The following is a 19,538-nucleotide window of genomic DNA, read 5'->3' on the forward strand; positions in this document are numbered from 1 at the left end:
CAGGGTTAATCAAACCCTGTTTTTTTATACAGATAAAAATTGAAAAGTAGAGTGGATTTGCTAAACTAATCAGCTATTCACGCAAAAATGAGATAAAAATTGACCGCGCTTATGAAAACGACCTATTTTAATTTTGATATTCCGACTCAGCCCAATGATCATAAAATTCTTGGCAATGTATTGGCGAGTGCAGATGCACTTGCTGTTAGTGAAATTGCAGAGCAATACGATGGATTGACAGTGGTTGTGACACCAGATACCAAAAGTGCGGTTCGTTTATCACAAGTTTTACCGGATTTAACTTCTCAGTCCGTTCAGTTTTTTCCTGATTGGGAAACGTTGCCTTATGATTCTTTTTCTCCTCATCAAGAAATTATTTCTTCTCGTTTAAGTGCACTCTTTCATTTGCAAAATACTAAAAAAGGCATCTTTGTTTTACCGATTAGTACATTAATGCAACGTGTGTGCCCGCCGAAATATCTACAGCACAATGTCCTTTTGATTAAAAAAGGCGACCGTCTTGTCATTGAAAAATTGCGATTACAATTAGAGTCAGCAGGATATCGTTCCGTAGAGCAAGTACTAGAACATGGTGAATATGCTGTGCGCGGATCTCTTTTAGATCTTTTCCCAATGGGAAGTGCGGTTCCATTTCGCTTAGATTTTTTTGATGATGAAATTGATTCGATTCGTACTTTTGATGTTGATACGCAGCGAACGTTAGATGAAATTCAATCTATTAATTTATTACCTGCACACGAATTTCCAACTGATGAGAAAGGTATTGAGTTTTTCCGCACACAATTTAGAGAAACCTTTGGTGAAATTCGTCGTGATCCAGAACATATTTATCAGCAAATCAGTAAAGGCACACTAATCTCAGGGATTGAATATTGGCAGCCGCTATTCTTTGATGAAATGGCAACGTTGTTTGATTACTTGCCAGAAAAAACGTTGTTTGTGGATATGGAAACAAATCAAGCACAAGGAGAACGTTTTTATCTTGATGCCAAACAGCGTTATGAGCATCGAAAAGTTGATCCAATGCGCCCTCTTTTGCCGCCAGAACGTTTGTGGCTAAGCATTGATGCGGTAAATCATGCATTAAAAAATTATCCTAAAATTAATTTTAAAGCAGAAAAAGTGCGGTCATCTGTTCGTCAGAAAAATTTAGCGGTGTCCGCATTACCAGCAGTGACCATTCAATCACAGCAAAAAGAACCGTTATCGCAACTTCGTCAGTTTATTGAGCATTTTAAAGGAAATGTTTTATTTTCAGTTGAAACTGAAGGACGACGTGAAACTTTACTGGATTTGCTTTCACCATTAAAAATTAAACCAAAACAAATTAAAACCTTATCTGAAGCCAATCAAGACAAGTTTAATTTGTGGGTAAGCCGTCTTGAGCAAGGTTTTATTCTTGATGAGACCAAATTAGCTGTCATTACTGAACATGAAATTTTAGGTGAGCGAGTACAACAACGTCAGCGTGATAAACGTAAGGCGGTGAATCCTGATACCTTAGTGCGTAATCTGGCAGAATTAAAAATTGGGCAGCCTGTGGTGCATTTAGATCATGGTGTTGGGCGTTATGGTGGCTTAGTGACACTCGATACTGGGGGATTAAAAGCAGAATATTTGCTGATCAATTATGCGAATGAATCCAAACTTTATGTGCCTGTTGGTTCTCTTCATTTAATTAGTCGCTATGTTGGTGGCTCAGATGAAACCGCACCATTACATAAATTAGGTAATGAATCGTGGGCGAAAACGCGTCAAAAAGCCGCAGAAAAAATTCGTGATGTGGCAGCTGAATTACTTGATGTATATGCCCAACGAGAAGTGAAAAAAGGTTTTGAATTTAAATATGATCGTGAGGAATTCCAGCAATTCGCTGCAACCTTTCCTTTTGAAGAAACGCACGATCAAGCCATGGCGATTAACGCAGTCATTTCGGATATGTGTCAGCCTAAAGCGATGGACCGTTTAGTTTGTGGTGATGTAGGCTTTGGGAAGACGGAAGTGGCGATGCGCGCCGCATTTTTGGCGGTAATGAATCATAAACAAGTGGCTGTATTAGTCCCAACAACCTTGTTAGCTCAACAGCACTACGAGAATTTTAAAGATCGTTTTGCCAATCTGCCAGTTAATGTAGAAGTACTTTCTCGCTTTAAAACAGCCAAAGAGCAAAAACAAATCTTAGAAAATTTAGCCGAAGGAAAAGTCGATATTCTGATTGGAACCCACAAATTGATTCAATCTGATGTGAAGTTTTCTGATCTTGGCTTGCTTATCATTGATGAAGAACATCGTTTTGGTGTAGGACAGAAAGAGAAAATTAAACAACTTCGAGCGAATATTGATATTTTAACGCTTACCGCAACGCCAATTCCTCGTACTTTGAATATGGCGATGAATGGTATTCGCGATCTTTCTATTATTGCAACACCACCGGCTCGTCGAGTGAGTATCAAAACGTTTGTTCGCCAGAAAGATGATTTAATCATTCGTGAAGCGATTCTGCGTGAGATTTTGCGTGGTGGGCAAGTTTATTATTTGCATAATGATGTGGCGAGTATTGAAAATACAGCAGAAAAACTGACCGCACTTGTCCCTGAGGCTCGAGTCGTCATTGGTCATGGCCAAATGCGAGAGCGTGAACTTGAACGAGTGATGAGTGATTTTTATCATCAACGTTATAACGTATTAGTTTGTTCCACCATTATTGAAACAGGGATTGACGTACCAACGGCAAATACGATCATCATTGAACGCGCAGATAACTTTGGTTTAGCTCAGCTTCACCAGTTGCGTGGTCGAGTAGGGCGTTCCCATCATCAAGCTTATGCGTATTTGCTTACACCTCCGCCGAAATTAATGACGAAAGATGCGAAACGTCGTTTAGAGGCATTAGAAAGTTTAGATAACTTAGGTGCAGGTTTCATTCTTGCGACGCATGATTTAGAAATTCGCGGTGCAGGTGAATTATTAGGGAATGAACAAAGTGGGCAAATTGAAAGCATCGGTTTTTCACTTTATATGGAATTACTTGATGCGGCAGTTAAAGCCTTAAAAGAGGGAAGAGAACCTTCATTAGAAGAGATTACACATCAGCAAGCTGAAATTGAGTTACGTGTTCCAGCATTATTGCCAGATGATTATCTTGGTGATGTGAATATGCGTTTGTCGTTCTATAAACGCATTGCAGCGGCAGAAAGTAAGCAAGAGTTAGATGAATTAAAAGTTGAATTAATTGATCGCTTTGGCCTATTACCTGAAGCAACTAAAAATCTTTTACAAATTGCTGAGATGCGTTTAATGGTGAAACCATTAAAAGTACTGAAAATCGATGCAGGGGCTCAAGGTGGCTTTATTGAATTCTCACCTTCAGCAAAAGTTGATCCAGAAAAATTCATCAAATTAATTCAACAAAATCCAATTGTTTATCGCTTTGATGGTCCATTAAAATTTAAGTTTGTGAAAGCACTTCCAGAAAACAAAGAGCGGTTAGAATTTGTGATGGATTTGGTGAAGACGCTTACTGAGTAGGGGATAAATCCCGATAGGTCAAATTCACAGTACAGGAAGATGACCTATAAGTGTTTTCAATCGATCTTTCAAACATTAATTAAAGGATGTGATTGAAGTAATCTTTTAAGCTTTCATATTGGAATGTAAATCCACAATCTAGCAAATGTTTTGGATAGGCATTCTGACTGTCTAAAAGAATGCAAGCGCGCTCGCCTAGAATAGTAGTTAATAAAAATTGAGGCACTTGAGCAAAACAAGGACGATGTAATGCTTGACCTAATAATTGGTTAAAGGTCTTGTTTTTAACAGGATGTGGCGCAGTAAAATTAAAAGCCCCTTCGCAAGCATTATGATCAAGTAAAAAGAGCAGGCCTTTTACCATATCCTCTAACACGATCCAGCTCCAATATTGCTCACCATTCCCTAATTTGCCGCCTAATCCAAAGCGATAGAGCGGTAGAATTTTAGCAAAAGCCCCGCCTTTTGGAGAAAGCACTAATCCGGTTCTCACTAAACAGACTCTTGTATTGGCTTGTTTTGCTGCATTTTCCCAATCAATACAAAGCTGTGCGGTAAATTGAGTACTTGGATTTGTGTCTTCAGTGATCACATCTTCGCCACAGTTTCCATAAATTCCAGTTGCAGAACCTGAAATCAGAGCTGGGGGATATTCACTTTGATTAATAAGTTGAACAATCTGCTGTGTTAAATCAATGCGGCTATGACGCAGTTTTTCTTTTTGTTGAGCTGTCCATCTTTTATCAAAGATTGGCTCTCCAGCAAGATTAACGACCGCATCAAAATCATTTAAATTATTGAGTGCTGAAAGTGCAGTTAAAAATTGAGGTGTTTTTTCAGGAAAAATAGATTGGGCTTTTTCAATAGAGCGGGTTAATACGGTAACGCTATCGCCACGAGACAGGAGTGCCGTAACTAAGGCTTTCCCAACAAATCCTGTTCCACCAGTCACTAAGATATTCATTATAAGCTGCTCTCAAAGAGTGTTTGAATTTGTGCTAAAAGCGCTTTAATTGTTGTATTTTTTGTTGGGGTGACAAATATAGTGTCATCTCCAGCAATCGTACCTAAAATTCCTTCTGGTTTACCAATGGAGTCTAGTAAACGAGCGATTAATTGGGCTGCACCTGGAGAGGTTTTGATGACGATGACGAAATCATTGTGATCAATATCCAAAACCAAATTTTTTAATGGACTGCTGGTAGCGGGCACACTCAATTCACTTGGTAAGCAATACACCATCTCCATTTTGGTATTTCTTGCTCGAACTGCACCAAATTTGCTTAACATACGTGAAACTTTAGATTGATTAATAGTTTGGAATCCTTGATTCTTTAAGGCTTCAACGATTTCACTTTGAGAAGCAAATCGCTCTTGGTTTAGCAGTTCTTTAAATGCTTTTGTTAATTGATCAGACATAGTTATTCTCGCACAGGGGAATTTGCATAAGAATTGCATAAAAATTCATTTTAATCAATTGAAATGAATTTGTTGTTTGAAAAGTTTGAGCTAGATCGCATAATTGAACTTCTTTGTTTGTAATTTAACGGCTAAGACTTTAGAATCCTACCTAGTTAGGATTAATTAATACATGAGGAGTATTTTATGAAAGTTGCAGTATTAGGCGCAGCAGGCGGTATTGGTCAAGCATTAGCCTTATTACTTAAATTACAATTACCCGCTGAAAGTGAATTAGCACTTTATGATATCGCACCAGTGACACCAGGTGTTGCTAAAGATGTGAGTCATATCCCAACAGCAGTTAAAGTTGAAGGTTTTGCGGGTGAAGATCCAACCCCTGCGCTTAAAGGTGCTGATGTCGTTTTAATTTCTGCAGGGGTTGCACGTAAACCTGGTATGGATCGTTCAGATCTTTTCAATATCAATGCGGGTATCGTGCGCAACTTAATTGAACATGTTGCAAAAACTTGTCCAAAAGCTTGTGTAGGTATTATCACCAACCCTGTGAATACAACTGTTGCAATTGCTGCAGAAGTATTGAAAAAAGCAGGTGTTTACGACAAACGTAAATTATTTGGTGTTACCACTTTAGACGTATTACGTTCTGAAACATTTGTATCTGAATTAAAAGGCTTGAATGTTTCTCGTACAAGCGTACCGGTAATTGGTGGCCACTCAGGTGTAACCATTCTTCCATTACTTTCACAAGTTCAATATGCTGAGTGGAAAGAAGAGGAAATTGCACCATTAACTAAACGTATCCAAAACGCAGGTACTGAAGTGGTTGAAGCAAAAGCAGGTGGCGGTTCTGCGACACTTTCTATGGCTCAAGCTGCAGCACGTTTTGCTCGTTCATTAGTGAAAGGCTTAAGTGGTGAAACTGTCGTTGAATGTACTTATGTAGAAGGTGACGGTAAATACGCACGTTTCTTCGCTCAGCCAGTACGTTTAGGTAAGGAAGGTGTAGAAGAAATTTTACCAATCGGCACTTTAAGCAAATTTGAACAAGAAGCTTTAGAAACAATGTTACCAACATTGCGTGCCGATATTGAATTAGGCGAAAAATTTATTAACGGTTAATTTAATTTTATTTCTGGAGAAGGGGAGCTGTATGCTCCTCTTTTTTTATACGCAAACGATTGAAAATAAAAAAGTGAAGAAAAAGCGTGATTTAGCTCACAAATTTTAAAATTGCTATTTGCAATACAAAGTACTTTGCCGTATTCTTAAACCACTAAAAACAAGTGCTATTTTTAAATAGCCGACATCTATTTTGCTTTCCGAGTAGTGCCCCAATAGGGGCACTTTTTTTATGTCTATTTTTAGCGAAAGTATAAAAAAGTGCGGTCGAAAAACACAAGATTTTCCGACCGCACGTTTAAATATGAATGTTAAGCGAAATAATTATTCAAACATTGCTGAAATAGATTCTTCATTGCTGATACGACGAATTGCTTCAGCAAGCATGGTAGAAAGAGTCAGTACACGTACTTTACCAAGTGCTTTTATTTCTGGTGAAAGTGGAACGGTATCAGTTACCACGATTTCATCAATGGCATCGCTCGCTAAATGTTGTGCTGCTGCACCAGAGAATACGGCGTGAGTTGCGTAAGCAAATACGCGTTTTGCACCGCGTTCTTTTAATGCTTCAGCCGCTTTACATAATGTACCACCTGTATCAATCATATCATCGACAAGGATACAATCACGATCTGCTACATCCCCGATAATGTGCATAACTTGCGATACGTTTGCGCGTGGACGACGTTTGTCGATAATTGCCATTTCGGTATCGTTTAATAATTTCGCTACCGCACGTGCACGTACCACACCGCCTATATCTGGAGAAACAACGATAGGGTTGATCAGATCGGTTTTCTTCAAGATATCATCAAGTAAAACAGGTGAACCGAATACGTTATCAACTGGCACATCAAAGAAACCTTGGATTTGTTCTGCGTGTAAGTCACAGGTTAATACGCGGTCAATTCCTACAGTTGAAAGTAAATCAGCAACGACTTTTGCAGTGATTGGAACACGAGCAGAACGTACACGACGATCTTGACGAGCATAACCGAAATAAGGAACAACGGCAGTAATACGACCAGCTGATGCACGACGTAAAGCATCAACCATTACAATCAATTCCATCAGGTTGTCATTTGTCGGTGCACAGGTAGATTGGATAATAAACACGTCTGCACCACGCACATTTTCATTAATTTGCACTTGGATTTCACCGTCGCTAAAGCGTCCAACGGTGGCATCGCCTAATGAAATGTAAAGACGTTCAGAAATCTTTTTCGCTAGCTCAGGCGTAGCATTTCCAGCAAAGAGTTTAATGTCTGGCATTTTATATAACCTCAGGTTGAGTGTAGATAAATTGGTTGGTCGAGAGTTGTTTCAGCATGGTATGTAATGGTGAAACGTTTAATCCTTTAGCAACAAAGCCGAAAAATTCCTTCGGTTTTTGTTGGAAAACAGCTTGTGCTGATTTTTCATCATCAAATTCAGCAAAAACACAAGCCCCTGTCCCTGTTAATCTGGCTGGTCCATATTGTAACAACCATAGTAGGGCTTTTTCAACTTCTGGATATTGAGTTCGCACAACTTTTTCGCAATCGTTTGCAAACGGTTGGTTTAAAAGCTGTACAAGGGATCTTTTTTCTGTATTGCGTGGCAAATTGGGATCACTAAAAACCACTGCAGTAGAAATCGCAGTGTCAGGTTTTAGTACCACATAATATTTTTCTTGTAGTTCGCAGTATTGAATTTTTTCACCCACACCTTCTGCAAAAGCGGCTTGTCCATGAACAAAAATCGGCACATCAGCCCCAAGTTTTAGTCCAAGCTCGGCAAGTTCATCAATGGATAAATGGGTTTGCCATAAATAGTTTAATGCAAGCAGAGTCGTTGCGGCATTGGATGAGCCGCCGCCAATCCCACCGCCCATCGGTAAAATTTTATCTAAATCAATTGTGGCACCGAGTGTACAGCCTGTTTTTTCTTGTAGGAGTGTCGCTGCACGATAGATTAAGTTTTGTTCTAGAGGTAAGCCTGGAATTTCAGGAGAGATGCGGATTTGTTTATCTTGGCAAATATCAATAGTGAGCCAATCGCCGAAATCAAGAAATTGGAAAAGGGTTTGTAATTCGTGGTAACCGTTTGGCAGTTTACCGTTTATATAGAGAAATAAATTGAGTTTTGCGGGGCTTGGAAAGCGGTTAGGCTTTCCAAGAAAAGTTGAAAGTGCGGTCGAAAAGTGATGTGTTTTCATTAGAACGCCCATTCATCCACACGAATTTTTAGGGTTTGTGATGTACTTTTATTCTTTAACAGAATATTTTCAGGCATCGAATTATCCGGATGATAGCTTAGGTAATCAGCTGTCCAAATCGAACCATCAAGCGGGTAGCTAAATTCGGATAAAAGATGATTGGTTCCAACTTGGTAATCTGCGTTATCTGCTGGCTGACCTTTTAACCAATAAGCTAAATGCTCTAATGGCACATCCATTCCGATGATTTCACGTAGTAGTAATTTAGCATTTTCATCAGATTGTTGATTGCCTTTATTATCTGAAATGGTCATGCCATTTGGATGCATTTCCATGGTTAGCGTTGTTTTGCTGATCAGAGAATAAAGTTTTAACTTATAGGCTTTCGGGTTTTGATATTGCCATTCAAAGCGACTAGAAAAACGCTCTTGTGGACTGATGTAACCAATTTGCCCTTTTGTACTATAAGATTGAATTTGTTTGATTTTTTTGAGGTGCTGTTGCCACGTAATATCGTTCTTATCGATATGTTGAACATCTGTTGGGCGCTCTGCATCAAGAGTACAGGCGGATAAGATCACACTTGCAAATACAGGTGCGAGAAGAGATTTTAATAATTTCATAACAAAATATTTACTAAAAAATTGCACATATTGTAAGGGTTAGTTTACTTTTAGTAAAGCTTGATTAAGCATTTAAGCGAGTTTTCTCAGCTTTCACTGCGGCAATTCTTCGACGCGTTAATTCATCTCGAATGCCTTGCTTTTCAAAACCATCGGAAATCACTTGTTGCACATCAACAGCTAGAGCGGCTTGATAAAGTGTTTTGAGATAATCAATTTGCGGATATTCTTTATTTTCAAAGCCAGTTCGTCCGCGAGTATCAGATAAACATACCAATAAAAATTCCTCAAATCGTTGAGGCTTGCGCCAAACATCAAAAGTATTAAAGAGTTTTACTACTGTTTCTGGGCGAAGTTCTAATGCTTTGTGTGCATGCGTGTGATATTCGCAAGTTAATTCGCCTAATTCTTGAAGATAATTAGGGACTCTAAGGCGTTTGCATAATGAACGAGTTGGTTTAATCCCCGCTTTTTCATGTCCATGATGGCTAGGCCATATTTCTTTTGGGGTAAGGGCTTTTCCAAGATCATGACAAATCGCAGCAAAACGGACCGCACTTTTATTCAAATTGGTATTTTCAGTGAGTTTAACGGCTTGCTGCAATACGAGCATAGTATGAATAAAGCTATCAATTTCAGGATGATATTTGGCTGGATTCGGTACGCCATCTAAGGCGGCAATCTCAGGGAAGAGTACTTTGAGTGCGCCCACATGATGAAGCGTTTCAAAATAAATTTCGGGATGCGGTTCGTTTAATGCTTTTTCTGTTTCCATCCAAACACGCTCAGCCGTTATGTGGGCGAGTTCACCTTGTTCAGTGAGTTCAGTCATTAATTTAAGGGTTTCTTCGGCAATTGAGAAACCTAAATGATGAAAGCGAGCAGCGAAGCGCGCGGCACGTAATACACGAAGTGGGTCTTCAGCAAAAGCGGGGGAAATATGACGTAAAATACGCTGATGAATATCTTCTACGCCATGATAAGGATCGTGCAGCTTGCCATCTTTATCTTGGGCAATGGCATTAATGGTGAGATCTCGACGAATTAAATCTTGTTCAAGCGTAATATCATCTGAAAAATCACAAATAAATCCAGTGTAGCCTTTGCCTGATTTTCGTTCTGTACGGGCAAGCGCATATTCTTCATGGCTTTCAGGATTAAGAAAAACAGGGAAGTCTTTGCCAACTTGTTGGTAACCTTGAGCCAGCAACATTTCTGGTGTTGCTCCCACGATGACCCAGTCACGATCTTTTACTGGTAAACCTAAAAGTTGATCGCGTACAGCACCGCCGACAAGATAAATTTCCATTTTGCTCTCCCATCAAAATATAAAGAAAAGGTAGGCAAATGCCTACCTCAATGATGAATCATTACCAGCTATCACGACGTTTACGTCTAGGTAAAATGTGAGGTAATACTAAGCCAATTAATAAACCTACACCTAATACTGAACCGCCATAAATAAACCATTGGATCGCAATTTCGCGTTTATTCGCATCAAGCATTGCTTCTAAATCACGATTTTTATTTTTCGTCATTTCTAATTCACGTTTAAGTTGTGAATTTTGCTCAAGCAATTCACTGCTTTGTTGTTCCGCTTGTTTACTACGACGTTGAATTTCGTTTGTACGTTGCTGCCAATCTGAATCAACGCGACTCAGCTTCAAAGTCAGTTCTTGAACCTGCGCTTTCAATCTTGGATTTTCTTCACGGCTACTTGGCGTAGAACTCAGTTCCGAGGTTAAAATCCATGCCTCTCGATTTTTATTATCACGAATTAGGGTATATTTTCCTTCTTGTCCTAAGACTGTTACCGCTTCGCCAGATTGGATTGCACCCGCGATCTTAAACTGATCGCCTGCACCTTTGCGTAAATATGTGTTCAGATTTTCTGTCACATATTGTGTTTCAGCTTGTACTGTCCCAATGGTTGAGCCTAATAAAACACAAGAAAATAAAAGTTTGCTCACTTTTGACATAATACTTCCTAGATTCGAGAAGGAAGTGCGGTCAGAAAATACAATGAAAAATAACCGCACTTTTAATAATTATACTAATGGAAAATCGCGCGAAGAACGTAGAAGATCATAATCGCGAAGAATGCACCCGCTGGCAACGTCACAACCCATGAACTAATAATGTTACGGATAACCGTTAAGTTAAGTGCCGCAATACCGCGCGCGAAACCGATACCTAAGATTGCTCCCACTAAAGTTTGTGTTGTGGAGATAGGTAAACCGGTACCAGATGCTACTACTACGGTCATCGCTGTTGCAAATTGAGCGGCAAAACCACGGCTCGGGGTTAAATCGGTAATACCTGATCCTACAGTTGCCATCACTTTTTGTCCCATTGCAATCAAACCGACTGCGATACCTAATGCACCTAAAGGTAAAATCCACCAAGCTAATTTTCCACCGCTAAGGATTTGTCCACCATTTTCCACAATTGAGACCACAGAAGAAAGCGGACCAATTGCATTGGCTACGTCATTAGAACCATGTGCGAATGCCATTGCACAAGCAGTTAAAAGCATTAAGATACTAAAAATCTTTTCTACCGAGCCGAATGCGCCTTTTGTTGCTTTTTCAGTGAATCTTTTACTGCGGAAGTAGAAGTGGCAAAAAATCATGCCAATGATGCTGATTAGCAATGAAATACCGAGCGTTTCATTTGTTGAAAGATTTAAACCAACGTGTTTTAAACCTTTTGCCATAGTCACGATACAGAGCACAAATACAGTAATAGCCATGTAGTAAGGACCATATTTTTGTGCATTTTTCAGTGGGTTCTCAGTATCAAATATGAGTTTTTGGATACTCGCAAAGATGGTATAGGCTAAAAGTCCTGCAATTACTGGCGTGATAAACCAGCTACCAACAATCCCACCAATTGTTGACCAGTCAACAGAACTAGGGCCGATCGTAATACAAGCAAAACCAATTAAAGCACCGATGATGGTGTGGGTACCCGAAACAGGCCAGCCCATTTTAGTGGCAATAAATAACCAAGCACCTGAGGCAAAGAGCGCTGAAAGCATCCCTAATGCTAAGAGATCTGGAGATTCGATAAATTGAGTCGGATCGATAACACCGCTTTTAATGGTTTCAGTTACTTCACCACCGGCTAAATAAGCTCCTGCGGATTCAAAAATCAAAGCAATAACAATCGCTTGTTTTGCTGTAATGGTTCCCGAACCTACGGAAGTCCCCATTGAGTTTGATACGTCGTTGGCACCAATACCAAATGCCATAAAAAAGCCGAATACCGCGGTAATTAAGACTAACCACGAGCCGTATGCATTAATAATTTCCATAGTGAATTTCCTATGTTGTAGTTAATGTCGTCAAAATTAAGAGCGAGCTAGCATTAATTCAATACGAGAGCCAACACGTTGCGCCTGATCGGCTAATACGCCCACCCACTCGATGACTTTATACAAGAACATCACATCAATTGGGTTATAACGACTTTCAATACCTAGCAACATTTTACGTAATTGGATTTGCATTTGATCCGTATCATCTTCGATAGAATCTAACTCTTGGATCATGGTATTCACTAATTTAAGTTCACGGCCTTTAAAACCGGTTTCAAGTAATTGATCCATCTCTTCAATCACACGATGTGCTTGATGAATAGAGTCTAAACTACGTTGAACATATTTTAAGAAACTTTCTTGCATTTCTTCTGGAATGCCGAATTGGCGACCAATCATACGACCTGAAATATCTTTAGCAAAGTTAGCTAATTTGTCTAATTGGGTAACTAATTCCAATAAATCAGTACGATCGATAGGTAAAAATAAACCACGAGGCAATTTCAAACGAATTTCACGTTTTAAACCGTCTGCTTCACGTTCACCTTGAGAAATGTCTAAACGTACTTTTTCTGCTTCATCCCATTGTTTTAAATAGGTATGTTGAAAGAATGGAATTAATAAATCGCAACATTCTGTAACCTTTTTAGAATGTTTTTGCAGAGGTTTTAAAGGAGAATGGGCAAATAATCCGAGAATATTGTTCATTGCCATAGGTGTTTTACTCCATAACAAGGGTTAAAATTTCCGTTGCATATTACCTGATTTTATAGGGAAATACACGAAAAAGATCTTGATTTGTATAAAATTATCTGTATATTTAAACAGTTAAAATTGATAAGGAAAATAAAATGAGTAATGAAGTTGAATTAAAGCTTGCAGTCACCTCTGATGCTTTTGATATCCTAAAAACACACCTCAATCAATTCAATATCTTAGAGCAAAATACGATCTTTCTAGGAAATACTTATTTCGATTATCCCGATCATTTTTTGGCGAAACAAAAAATGGGATTACGTGTCCGTCGAGAAAATAATGATTTCACACTTACCTTAAAAACTGACGGAAAAGTGGTTGGCGGATTGCATAGTCGTCCAGAATATAATTTATCTATACCTAATGATTCAGTACCTACATCGGCACAATTAACGTCATTGTATCCATTTGAACATTTGCCTTCCGCTGCATTACAGCCGATTTTCTCAACAGATTTTAACCGCGCTTTTTGGTTGATTGCATTTGGTGCATCAAAAATTGAAGTGGCTTTTGATCAAGGGAAGATTCTATCAGGGGAGAAAACACAGCCTATATGCGAAATTGAATTTGAATTAAAAGAAGGGCTTGTTTCAGATCTTTTCTATTTTGTCTCACTTTTACCTTTTGAACAGGATGTGTATTTTAGTTCGGCAAGTAAAGCGAAACGAGGCTATCAACTAGGCAGCAAACAACTTCTGATTGATTGGTTCAATAAATGGCGGGATTTCTTAAAAGAAGAACGTGAGGGAAGTGCGGTTGATTCTCGCGAACAATTAAGTGCAGTTATGAAAATGGAACAGCAATTGATTGAGGAAACGCTTTCATTCCCAACGGATTTATTTGCTTTCGATTTTATGAAAACCGTTGAACGTGTCGGCGCATTTTTCAATCTTTATCATTATTATGATGACCACAAAGCCTTGTTTGAAAAACTGAAAGAAAATCGATCAGCTGAGTTATTAGCTAGTAATCAATTTTTCCTTAATGAAATAAAAGGCTTGATTACCTTTCATAGCGAAACAAAAGATAATTTTCAAACTATTGAGAAGTTAAAAGCGTTATTAAAGAGCCGTGCGTATTTTGAAAGAATGCTTGGTTTAATGATGTTGATGGCGTAAAACAGTTTCTCGAAAGGATAATAAAAATGGCAAAAGCTCCTAAAACCGCTTATGTATGTAATGATTGTGGCGCTGAATTTTCGCGCTGGCAAGGGCAGTGTTCTGCCTGTAAAGCCTGGAATACCATTAGTGAAGTGCGGTTAATTTCAGCCTCAAATTCCGCAAAAAATGATCGTTTTAGTGGTTATGCAGGAGAAACCCGTGCAAAAATCCAAACGCTTTCTGAAATTAGCTTACAAGAAACACCTCGTTTCACCAGTGGATTTAAAGAATTAGATCGCGTATTAGGTGGAGGGATCGTGCCAGGGAGTGCCATTTTAATTGGTGGGCATCCTGGCGCGGGAAAAAGTACCTTGTTACTTCAAGTGATGTGCGGATTAGCGAAAAATATGACCGCACTTTATGTAACAGGGGAAGAGTCGCTTCAACAAGTCGCCATGCGAGCTAATCGCTTAAATCTGCCGACAGATAAATTAAATATGTTATCTGAAACGTCTGTTGAGCAAATTTGTAATTTGGCGGATCAATTAAAACCGCAAATTATTGTGGTGGATTCGATCCAGGTTATGCACCTTTCAGATATTCAATCTTCTCCAGGAAGCGTGGCACAAGTGCGTGAATGCGCCTCTTTCCTGACTCGTTATGCGAAAACCCGACAAGTTGCCATCATTATGGTTGGGCATGTCACCAAAGACGGCACCCTTGCGGGTCCGAAAGTATTGGAGCATGCTATTGACTGTTCATTATTGCTAGAAGGGGAGGCAGATTCCCGTTTCCGTACGTTACGTAGCCATAAAAACCGTTTTGGCGCAGTGAATGAGCTAGGGGTATTTGGCATGACTGAACAAGGCCTGCGCGAAGTGAAAAATCCATCGGCGATTTTCTTAAGTCGAGGAGATGAACAAACACCGGGTAGTTCCGTGATGGTGTTGTGGGAAGGAACGCGTCCGCTTTTGGTGGAAATTCAAGCGTTGGTGGATCATTCCATGCTTGCAAATCCGCGCCGTGTAGCAGTGGGGTTAGAGCAAAATCGTTTAGCTTTATTGCTTGCGGTATTACATCGTCATGGTGGACTACAAATGTCGGATCAAGATGTTTTTGTGAATGTCGTTGGAGGTGTAAAAGTTGGAGAAACAGGGGCGGATCTTGCATTATTACTTGCATTAATTTCGAGTTTTCGTAATCGTCCATTGCCACAAGATTTAGTTGTCTTTGGTGAAGTAGGGCTAGCCGGTGAAATTCGACCGGTAACCAGCGGTCAAGAACGTATTAGTGAAGCCGCAAAGCATGGTTTTAAACGCGCGATTGTCCCTTTTGCCAATAAGCCGAAAAGTGCGGTTGAGAATATGGAAGTTTTTACGGTGAAAAAACTCGCCGATGCACTTGCCATTTTGGATAATTTCTAAAAAAACGTTGTCCTATTGTTGTCTGATTACTGAAAGTTTTTGATAAATTAGATAGAATATGCGCCGTACATAAGGAAAGGTTATGGAAAAGAAATTAAATAAAGCGTTGGATAGCATTGATATCAAAATCTTAAATGAATTACAACGCAACGGTAAAATCTCTAATATCGATTTATCAAAGAAAGTTGGGTTATCGCCAACGCCTTGTTTAGAAAGGGTTAAACGCTTAGAAAAACAAGGTGTGATTATGGGTTATCGGGCACTTTTAAATCCTGAATTACTGGATGCGCCTTTATTGGTTATCGTTGAAATTACGCTCGTGCGTGGTAAACCTGATGTTTTCGAAGAGTTTAATGCAGCGATTCAAGCGCTTGATGAAATTCTTGAATGTCATTTGGTATCAGGTGATTTTGATTATTTACTCAAAACACGTGTAGCAGATATGGCCGCATATCGAAAATTATTGGGGACCACATTATTGCGCTTACCAGGTGTGAATGACACCCGAACTTATGTTGTCATGGAAGAAGTGAAACAAACTAATTATCTCGTACTAAAATAAAAATGATTAAACGAATTACAAAACGATTTACACCGAAACAATATTTAGCAGAATTATTACTCGGGTTGACCGCACTTTTAGGTTTATATTTAATCGTAGCATGGTCAAGCTATACGCCATTAGATAACTCTTGGTCTACAGCAAGTTTTCAAACTGAAACCATTAATAAAGCCGGTGCTTTTGGTGCTTGGTTAATTGATACGTTTTTTGTTTTTCTCGGCTATGTCGGTCATCTCATTCCGTTTGTCATTTTTATCGTACCGATTTATTTACTGAAAACCAAAGCGGTGCATTCTCTCTCTGTAACCCGTATTGCATTACGTTCCTTTGGTTTTATTGCTCTCATTGTTGGCTTAACCATGATGGCAACATTGCTGCTTTCAAATACGAACTACTATCTAGCTGGTGGTGTATTTGGTGGCAGCTTAGTGGTGAATTTATATCCTACACTCGGTAAGTTTGGCTGTATTTTAGTAGGCTTTATCTGTGCAGTTGTAGGCTTTATTTTCTGTTCTGGTGCATCATTAATTCGTTTAATTGTGAAATTCTACCACTGGCTAACCATGAAAAATCAATCGGTAGAAGAAGAGCAAGCAGAACATACTTCTGTAGATGATCTTGAACAAATTGTGATTGAGGCGCCTCAACAACTTGCTTTCTCTGATTCTCAATTGGAAACTGAATCTACAGAAGATGAAAAAGAGGACGAACCTGGAAATGCCTTTGTTAAGCCTGAGCAACTAATTAATATCAGTGGGCTATCCTCACCGAGTGCTTCAGAGCCGGCAGATGTTGAAAAATTAGAAGATAAGTTTAAAGGCTTCACGGTTGAATCTGACAATTTACCGAATGTGTCTATTTCTGCCTCTTCTTCCGTTGAATTACCAACAAAAGAAGATTTTTCAGCAACATGGAAAAACTCACAAGTGAATTCTCAAAGTGCGGATGATTCAGATGATATTTTTGAAGAAAATGTCATACCCAAAGTGTCACTAAAAACACCTGAAAATACGACCGCACTTTATCCAACTTATGATGAATCTTTAGAATCAGAAAATGATGGTTTAGAAGATGAATTAGCGCGTCAGTTTGCTGCGCAAGAGCAAGCTCGTATGCAAGAAATGGAAGTGCGAGCAAAAGCCTCAAATGCTGAAGATGCATTAAAAGTGATCTTGAATGAGCCGACAGCTTCACCAGTTAAAGCGCGTGAAATTCATATTGAGAATGCAACTGAAACAACCTATAAGCCGTATTCTGATACGCTTATTCATCCCGCATTCCAACAACCAACGAATAAACGTGAAAAACCAACGACACCATTACCAAGTTTAGATTTACTTGAGCATCGTCCAACGCAAGCTCAAGACATTACGCGTGAAGAAATTTTAGACACATCCGCACGCATAGAACAACAATTGAAGAATTTTAATGTCAAAGCAACGGTACAAGATGTGTTAGTTGGCCCTGTGGTGACTCGTTATGAGCTTGAATTACAACCGGGTGTAAAAGCATCGAAAGTAACAAGTATTGATACCGATTTAGCACGAGCATTGATGTTCCGTGCGATCCGTGTAGCAGAAGTGATTCCAGGCAAACCTTATATTGGTATTGAAACACCGAATGCTCATCGTCAAATTGTACCATTGCGTGATGTGCTCGATAGTAATGAATTCCGTTCCTCAACATCATTGCTTTCAATGGCTTTGGGGAAAGATATCAGCGGAAAACCTGTTGTAGTTGATTTGGCTAAAATGCCTCACTTACTTGTTGCAGGTTCAACAGGCTCTGGTAAATCTGTTGGTGTGAATACCATGATTTTAAGTTTGCTTTTCCGTGTGACACCGGACGAAGTGAAATTTATTATGATTGACCCAAAAGTGGTTGAGCTTTCTATTTATAACGATATCCCGCACTTGCTTACCCCTGTGGTGACGGATATGAAAAAAGCGGCGAATGCATTGCGTTGGTGCGTAGATGAAATGGAACGTCGTTATCAATTATTGTCAGCCTTACGTGTGCGTAACATTGAAGGGTATAACGAAAAAATTGAAGAATATGAAAAACTCAATATGCCAATTCCAAACCCAATTTGGAAACCGGGCGATACAATGGATAAGATGCCGCCTCCATTAGAAAAATTGAGTTATATCGTCGTGATCGTTGATGAGTTTGCTGACTTAATGATGGTTGCAGGCAAACAAATTGAAGAGTTAATTGCTCGCTTAGCACAAAAAGCCCGTGCGATTGGTATTCACTTGATTTTAGCAACACAACGCCCTTCAGTAGATGTGATTACCGGGTTAATTAAAGCTAATATTCCAAGTCGTATAGCCTTTACAGTGGCAAGTAAAATTGACTCTAGAACGATTCTGGATCAAGGCGGTGCAGAAGCCTTATTGGGCCGAGGTGACATGTTATATTCAGGTCAAGGTTCTTCGGATCTTGTTCGAGTACACGGTGCCTTTATGAGTGATGATGAGGTGGCGCGTGTAGCAGATGATTGGCGTGCACGTGGTAAACCAAATTATATTGATGGCATTTTAGACGGCGCGGATGATGAGGAGTCTGGTGAAAAATCAACGGCAAGTAGTGGCGATCTTGATGCATTATTTGATGAAGTCGTTGAGTTTGTCTTAAGCACAGGCAATACCTCGACTTCTTATGTTCAACGTAAATTTAGTGTTGGGTTTAACCGAGCGGCTCGAATTATGGATCAGCTCGAAGAACAAGGTATTTTAGGCCCAATGAAAAATGGAAAACGAGAAATTTTAGCTCGACGTTCCGAATATTAATTCTCTTAAGTTTCACTTTACAAAAAGGAAAGTAGAATGAAAAAAACATTATTAAAAATGACCGCACTTGCTGCACTTTTAAGCTCAAGTAACTTTGCCTTTGCTGATGCCGCAGATGAGCTACAAAATCGCTTAAATCAAGTAACGGTATTAAGTGCTGATTTCTCACAAACTGTGACGTCTGCTGGCGCTAAAAACGTTCAACAAGGAAGTGGAAAACTTCAAATTAAACGTCCAAATCTTTTCCGTATGGATACCAAATCACCGCAAGAAACACAAATTATTGCAGATGGTAAAACCCTTTGGTATTACGATCCATTCGTGCAACAAGTCACCGCTCAATGGGTGAAGGACGCGGTAAATAATACCCCTTTCGTGCTTTTAACCAGTAACGATAAAAGCCACTGGAATCAGTATTCAGTGACGCAGAATGCGGATACGTTTGTGTTAAAACCGAAGGCGAAAAATAGTAATATTAAACAATTTGATATTCGCGTAGATACAAATGGTGTGTTAAAAAATTTCAGCACCACAGAAAAAGATGGCCAAACCAATCTTTATGTGTTGCGTAACATTACGAATCAAACACTAGCTGATAGCTTATTCCAATTTAGCGTACCGAAAGGCGTGGAATTGGATGACCAACGTAAAGGTAAAAAATAATCCATAAGGTGT

Annotated in this window: 16 protein-coding genes; 7 read left to right on the forward strand and 9 right to left on the reverse strand. The window is 39.3% G+C overall.

Going from position 1 to position 19,538, the window contains the following annotated elements; all coding sequences use genetic code 11:
* The first annotated feature begins 111 nt into the window (after positions 1–111).
* Positions 112–3,549, forward strand: a complete 3,438-nt coding sequence (mfd, locus tag INQ00_RS06410; RefSeq protein ID WP_197546544.1) for a transcription-repair coupling factor — start codon at positions 112–114, stop codon at positions 3,547–3,549.
* 79 nt (positions 3,550–3,628) lie between these two features.
* Here the strand turns inward: mfd and INQ00_RS06415 are convergent, their stop codons facing one another.
* Entirely contained in the window at positions 3,629–4,513 is an 885-nt protein-coding gene (locus INQ00_RS06415) for a TIGR01777 family oxidoreductase (RefSeq protein WP_197546545.1), read from the reverse strand.
* Positions 4,513–4,968: a transcriptional regulator ArgR gene (gene argR, locus INQ00_RS06420; protein ID WP_197546546.1), complete on the reverse strand. Its 456-nt coding sequence runs from the start codon at positions 4,966–4,968 to the stop codon at positions 4,513–4,515. Before argR ends, INQ00_RS06415 begins: the two co-directional genes overlap by 1 nt.
* A gap of 186 nt (positions 4,969–5,154) precedes the next feature.
* On the opposite strand from argR, the gene mdh reads away from it, so the two are divergent.
* Positions 5,155–6,090, forward strand: coding sequence for a malate dehydrogenase (gene mdh, locus INQ00_RS06425; RefSeq protein ID WP_054419923.1), 936 nt, complete (start codon positions 5,155–5,157; stop codon positions 6,088–6,090).
* Positions 6,091–6,414: 324 nt separating this feature from the next.
* On the opposite strand, the gene INQ00_RS06430 is transcribed toward mdh, so the two are convergent.
* The 7 genes from INQ00_RS06430 to INQ00_RS06460 all read right to left on the reverse strand — a co-directional run bounded on the left by INQ00_RS06430 (position 6,415) and on the right by INQ00_RS06460 (position 12,943).
* On the reverse strand, positions 6,415–7,362 hold the full coding sequence (locus INQ00_RS06430; RefSeq protein WP_111315677.1) for a ribose-phosphate pyrophosphokinase: 948 nt from the start codon (positions 7,360–7,362) through the stop codon (positions 6,415–6,417).
* 1 nt (position 7,363) lies between these two features.
* Positions 7,364–8,287, reverse strand: coding sequence for a 4-(cytidine 5'-diphospho)-2-C-methyl-D-erythritol kinase (gene ispE / locus INQ00_RS06435; RefSeq protein WP_197546547.1), 924 nt, complete (start codon positions 8,285–8,287; stop codon positions 7,364–7,366).
* Positions 8,287–8,910 carry a lipoprotein insertase outer membrane protein LolB gene (gene lolB, locus INQ00_RS06440; RefSeq protein ID WP_197546548.1) on the reverse strand — a complete coding sequence of 208 codons (624 nt, stop codon included), beginning with the start codon at positions 8,908–8,910 and terminating at the stop codon, positions 8,287–8,289. Before lolB ends, ispE begins: the two co-directional genes overlap by 1 nt.
* Before the next feature lie 64 nt (positions 8,911–8,974).
* Complete coding sequence (locus INQ00_RS06445) at positions 8,975–10,219, reverse strand: multifunctional CCA addition/repair protein (RefSeq protein ID WP_197546549.1); 1,245 nt, start codon at positions 10,217–10,219, stop codon at positions 8,975–8,977.
* Between the two features lie 61 nt (positions 10,220–10,280).
* Positions 10,281–10,889, reverse strand: coding sequence for a TIGR04211 family SH3 domain-containing protein (locus INQ00_RS06450; RefSeq protein ID WP_111315673.1), 609 nt, complete (start codon positions 10,887–10,889; stop codon positions 10,281–10,283).
* 74 nt (positions 10,890–10,963) lie between these two features.
* On the reverse strand, positions 10,964–12,226 hold the full coding sequence (locus INQ00_RS06455) for an inorganic phosphate transporter (protein ID WP_197546550.1): 1,263 nt from the start codon (positions 12,224–12,226) through the stop codon (positions 10,964–10,966).
* Positions 12,227–12,262: 36 nt separating this feature from the next.
* Positions 12,263–12,943: a TIGR00153 family protein gene (locus tag INQ00_RS06460; protein WP_177992589.1), complete on the reverse strand. Its 681-nt coding sequence runs from the start codon at positions 12,941–12,943 to the stop codon at positions 12,263–12,265.
* A gap of 137 nt (positions 12,944–13,080) precedes the next feature.
* On the opposite strand from INQ00_RS06460, the gene INQ00_RS06465 reads away from it, so the two are divergent.
* From INQ00_RS06465 to lolA, 5 genes are all read left to right on the forward strand, one after another.
* Positions 13,081–14,103: a CYTH domain-containing protein gene (locus INQ00_RS06465; protein WP_197546551.1), complete on the forward strand. Its 1,023-nt coding sequence runs from the start codon at positions 13,081–13,083 to the stop codon at positions 14,101–14,103.
* Between the two features lie 26 nt (positions 14,104–14,129).
* Positions 14,130–15,509, forward strand: a complete 1,380-nt coding sequence (gene radA, locus INQ00_RS06470; RefSeq protein ID WP_049362707.1) for a DNA repair protein RadA — start codon at positions 14,130–14,132, stop codon at positions 15,507–15,509.
* Positions 15,510–15,591: 82 nt separating this feature from the next.
* The gene (gene lrp / locus INQ00_RS06475; protein WP_005695827.1) at positions 15,592–16,071 is read left to right on the forward strand and encodes a leucine-responsive transcriptional regulator Lrp; all 480 of its coding nucleotides are present in this window, start codon (positions 15,592–15,594) and stop codon (positions 16,069–16,071) included.
* A gap of 2 nt (positions 16,072–16,073) precedes the next feature.
* Complete coding sequence (locus INQ00_RS06480; protein WP_197546552.1) at positions 16,074–18,863, forward strand: DNA translocase FtsK; 2,790 nt, start codon at positions 16,074–16,076, stop codon at positions 18,861–18,863.
* Between the two features lie 36 nt (positions 18,864–18,899).
* On the forward strand, positions 18,900–19,526 hold the full coding sequence (gene lolA / locus INQ00_RS06485) for an outer membrane lipoprotein periplasmic chaperone LolA (RefSeq protein ID WP_197546553.1): 627 nt from the start codon (positions 18,900–18,902) through the stop codon (positions 19,524–19,526).
* Positions 19,527–19,538 lie beyond the last annotated feature (12 nt).

Source organism: Haemophilus parainfluenzae (assembly GCF_014931275.1).
Taxonomy (GTDB): Bacteria; Pseudomonadota; Gammaproteobacteria; order Enterobacterales; family Pasteurellaceae; genus Haemophilus_D.

Bases quoted from the DNA above. Each gene is read 5' to 3' on its own strand.
- mfd (WP_197546544.1), top strand. From the start codon at position 112: ATGAAAACGACCTATTTTAATTTTGATATTCCGACTCAGCCCAATGAT.
- INQ00_RS06415 (WP_197546545.1), bottom strand. From the start codon at position 4,513: ATGAATATCTTAGTGACTGGTGGAACAGGATTTGTTGGGAAAGCCTTA.
- argR (WP_197546546.1), bottom strand. From the start codon at position 4,968: ATGTCTGATCAATTAACAAAAGCATTTAAAGAACTGCTAAACCAAGAG.
- mdh (WP_054419923.1), top strand. From the start codon at position 5,155: ATGAAAGTTGCAGTATTAGGCGCAGCAGGCGGTATTGGTCAAGCATTA.
- INQ00_RS06430 (WP_111315677.1), bottom strand. From the start codon at position 7,362: ATGCCAGACATTAAACTCTTTGCTGGAAATGCTACGCCTGAGCTAGCG.
- ispE (WP_197546547.1), bottom strand. From the start codon at position 8,287: ATGAAAACACATCACTTTTCGACCGCACTTTCAACTTTTCTTGGAAAG.
- lolB (WP_197546548.1), bottom strand. From the start codon at position 8,910: ATGAAATTATTAAAATCTCTTCTCGCACCTGTATTTGCAAGTGTGATC.
- INQ00_RS06445 (WP_197546549.1), bottom strand. From the start codon at position 10,219: ATGGAAATTTATCTTGTCGGCGGTGCTGTACGCGATCAACTTTTAGGT.
- INQ00_RS06450 (WP_111315673.1), bottom strand. From the start codon at position 10,889: ATGTCAAAAGTGAGCAAACTTTTATTTTCTTGTGTTTTATTAGGCTCA.
- INQ00_RS06455 (WP_197546550.1), bottom strand. From the start codon at position 12,226: ATGGAAATTATTAATGCATACGGCTCGTGGTTAGTCTTAATTACCGCG.
- INQ00_RS06460 (WP_177992589.1), bottom strand. From the start codon at position 12,943: ATGGCAATGAACAATATTCTCGGATTATTTGCCCATTCTCCTTTAAAA.
- INQ00_RS06465 (WP_197546551.1), top strand. From the start codon at position 13,081: ATGAGTAATGAAGTTGAATTAAAGCTTGCAGTCACCTCTGATGCTTTT.
- radA (WP_049362707.1), top strand. From the start codon at position 14,130: ATGGCAAAAGCTCCTAAAACCGCTTATGTATGTAATGATTGTGGCGCT.
- lrp (WP_005695827.1), top strand. From the start codon at position 15,592: ATGGAAAAGAAATTAAATAAAGCGTTGGATAGCATTGATATCAAAATC.
- INQ00_RS06480 (WP_197546552.1), top strand. From the start codon at position 16,074: ATGATTAAACGAATTACAAAACGATTTACACCGAAACAATATTTAGCA.
- lolA (WP_197546553.1), top strand. From the start codon at position 18,900: ATGAAAAAAACATTATTAAAAATGACCGCACTTGCTGCACTTTTAAGC.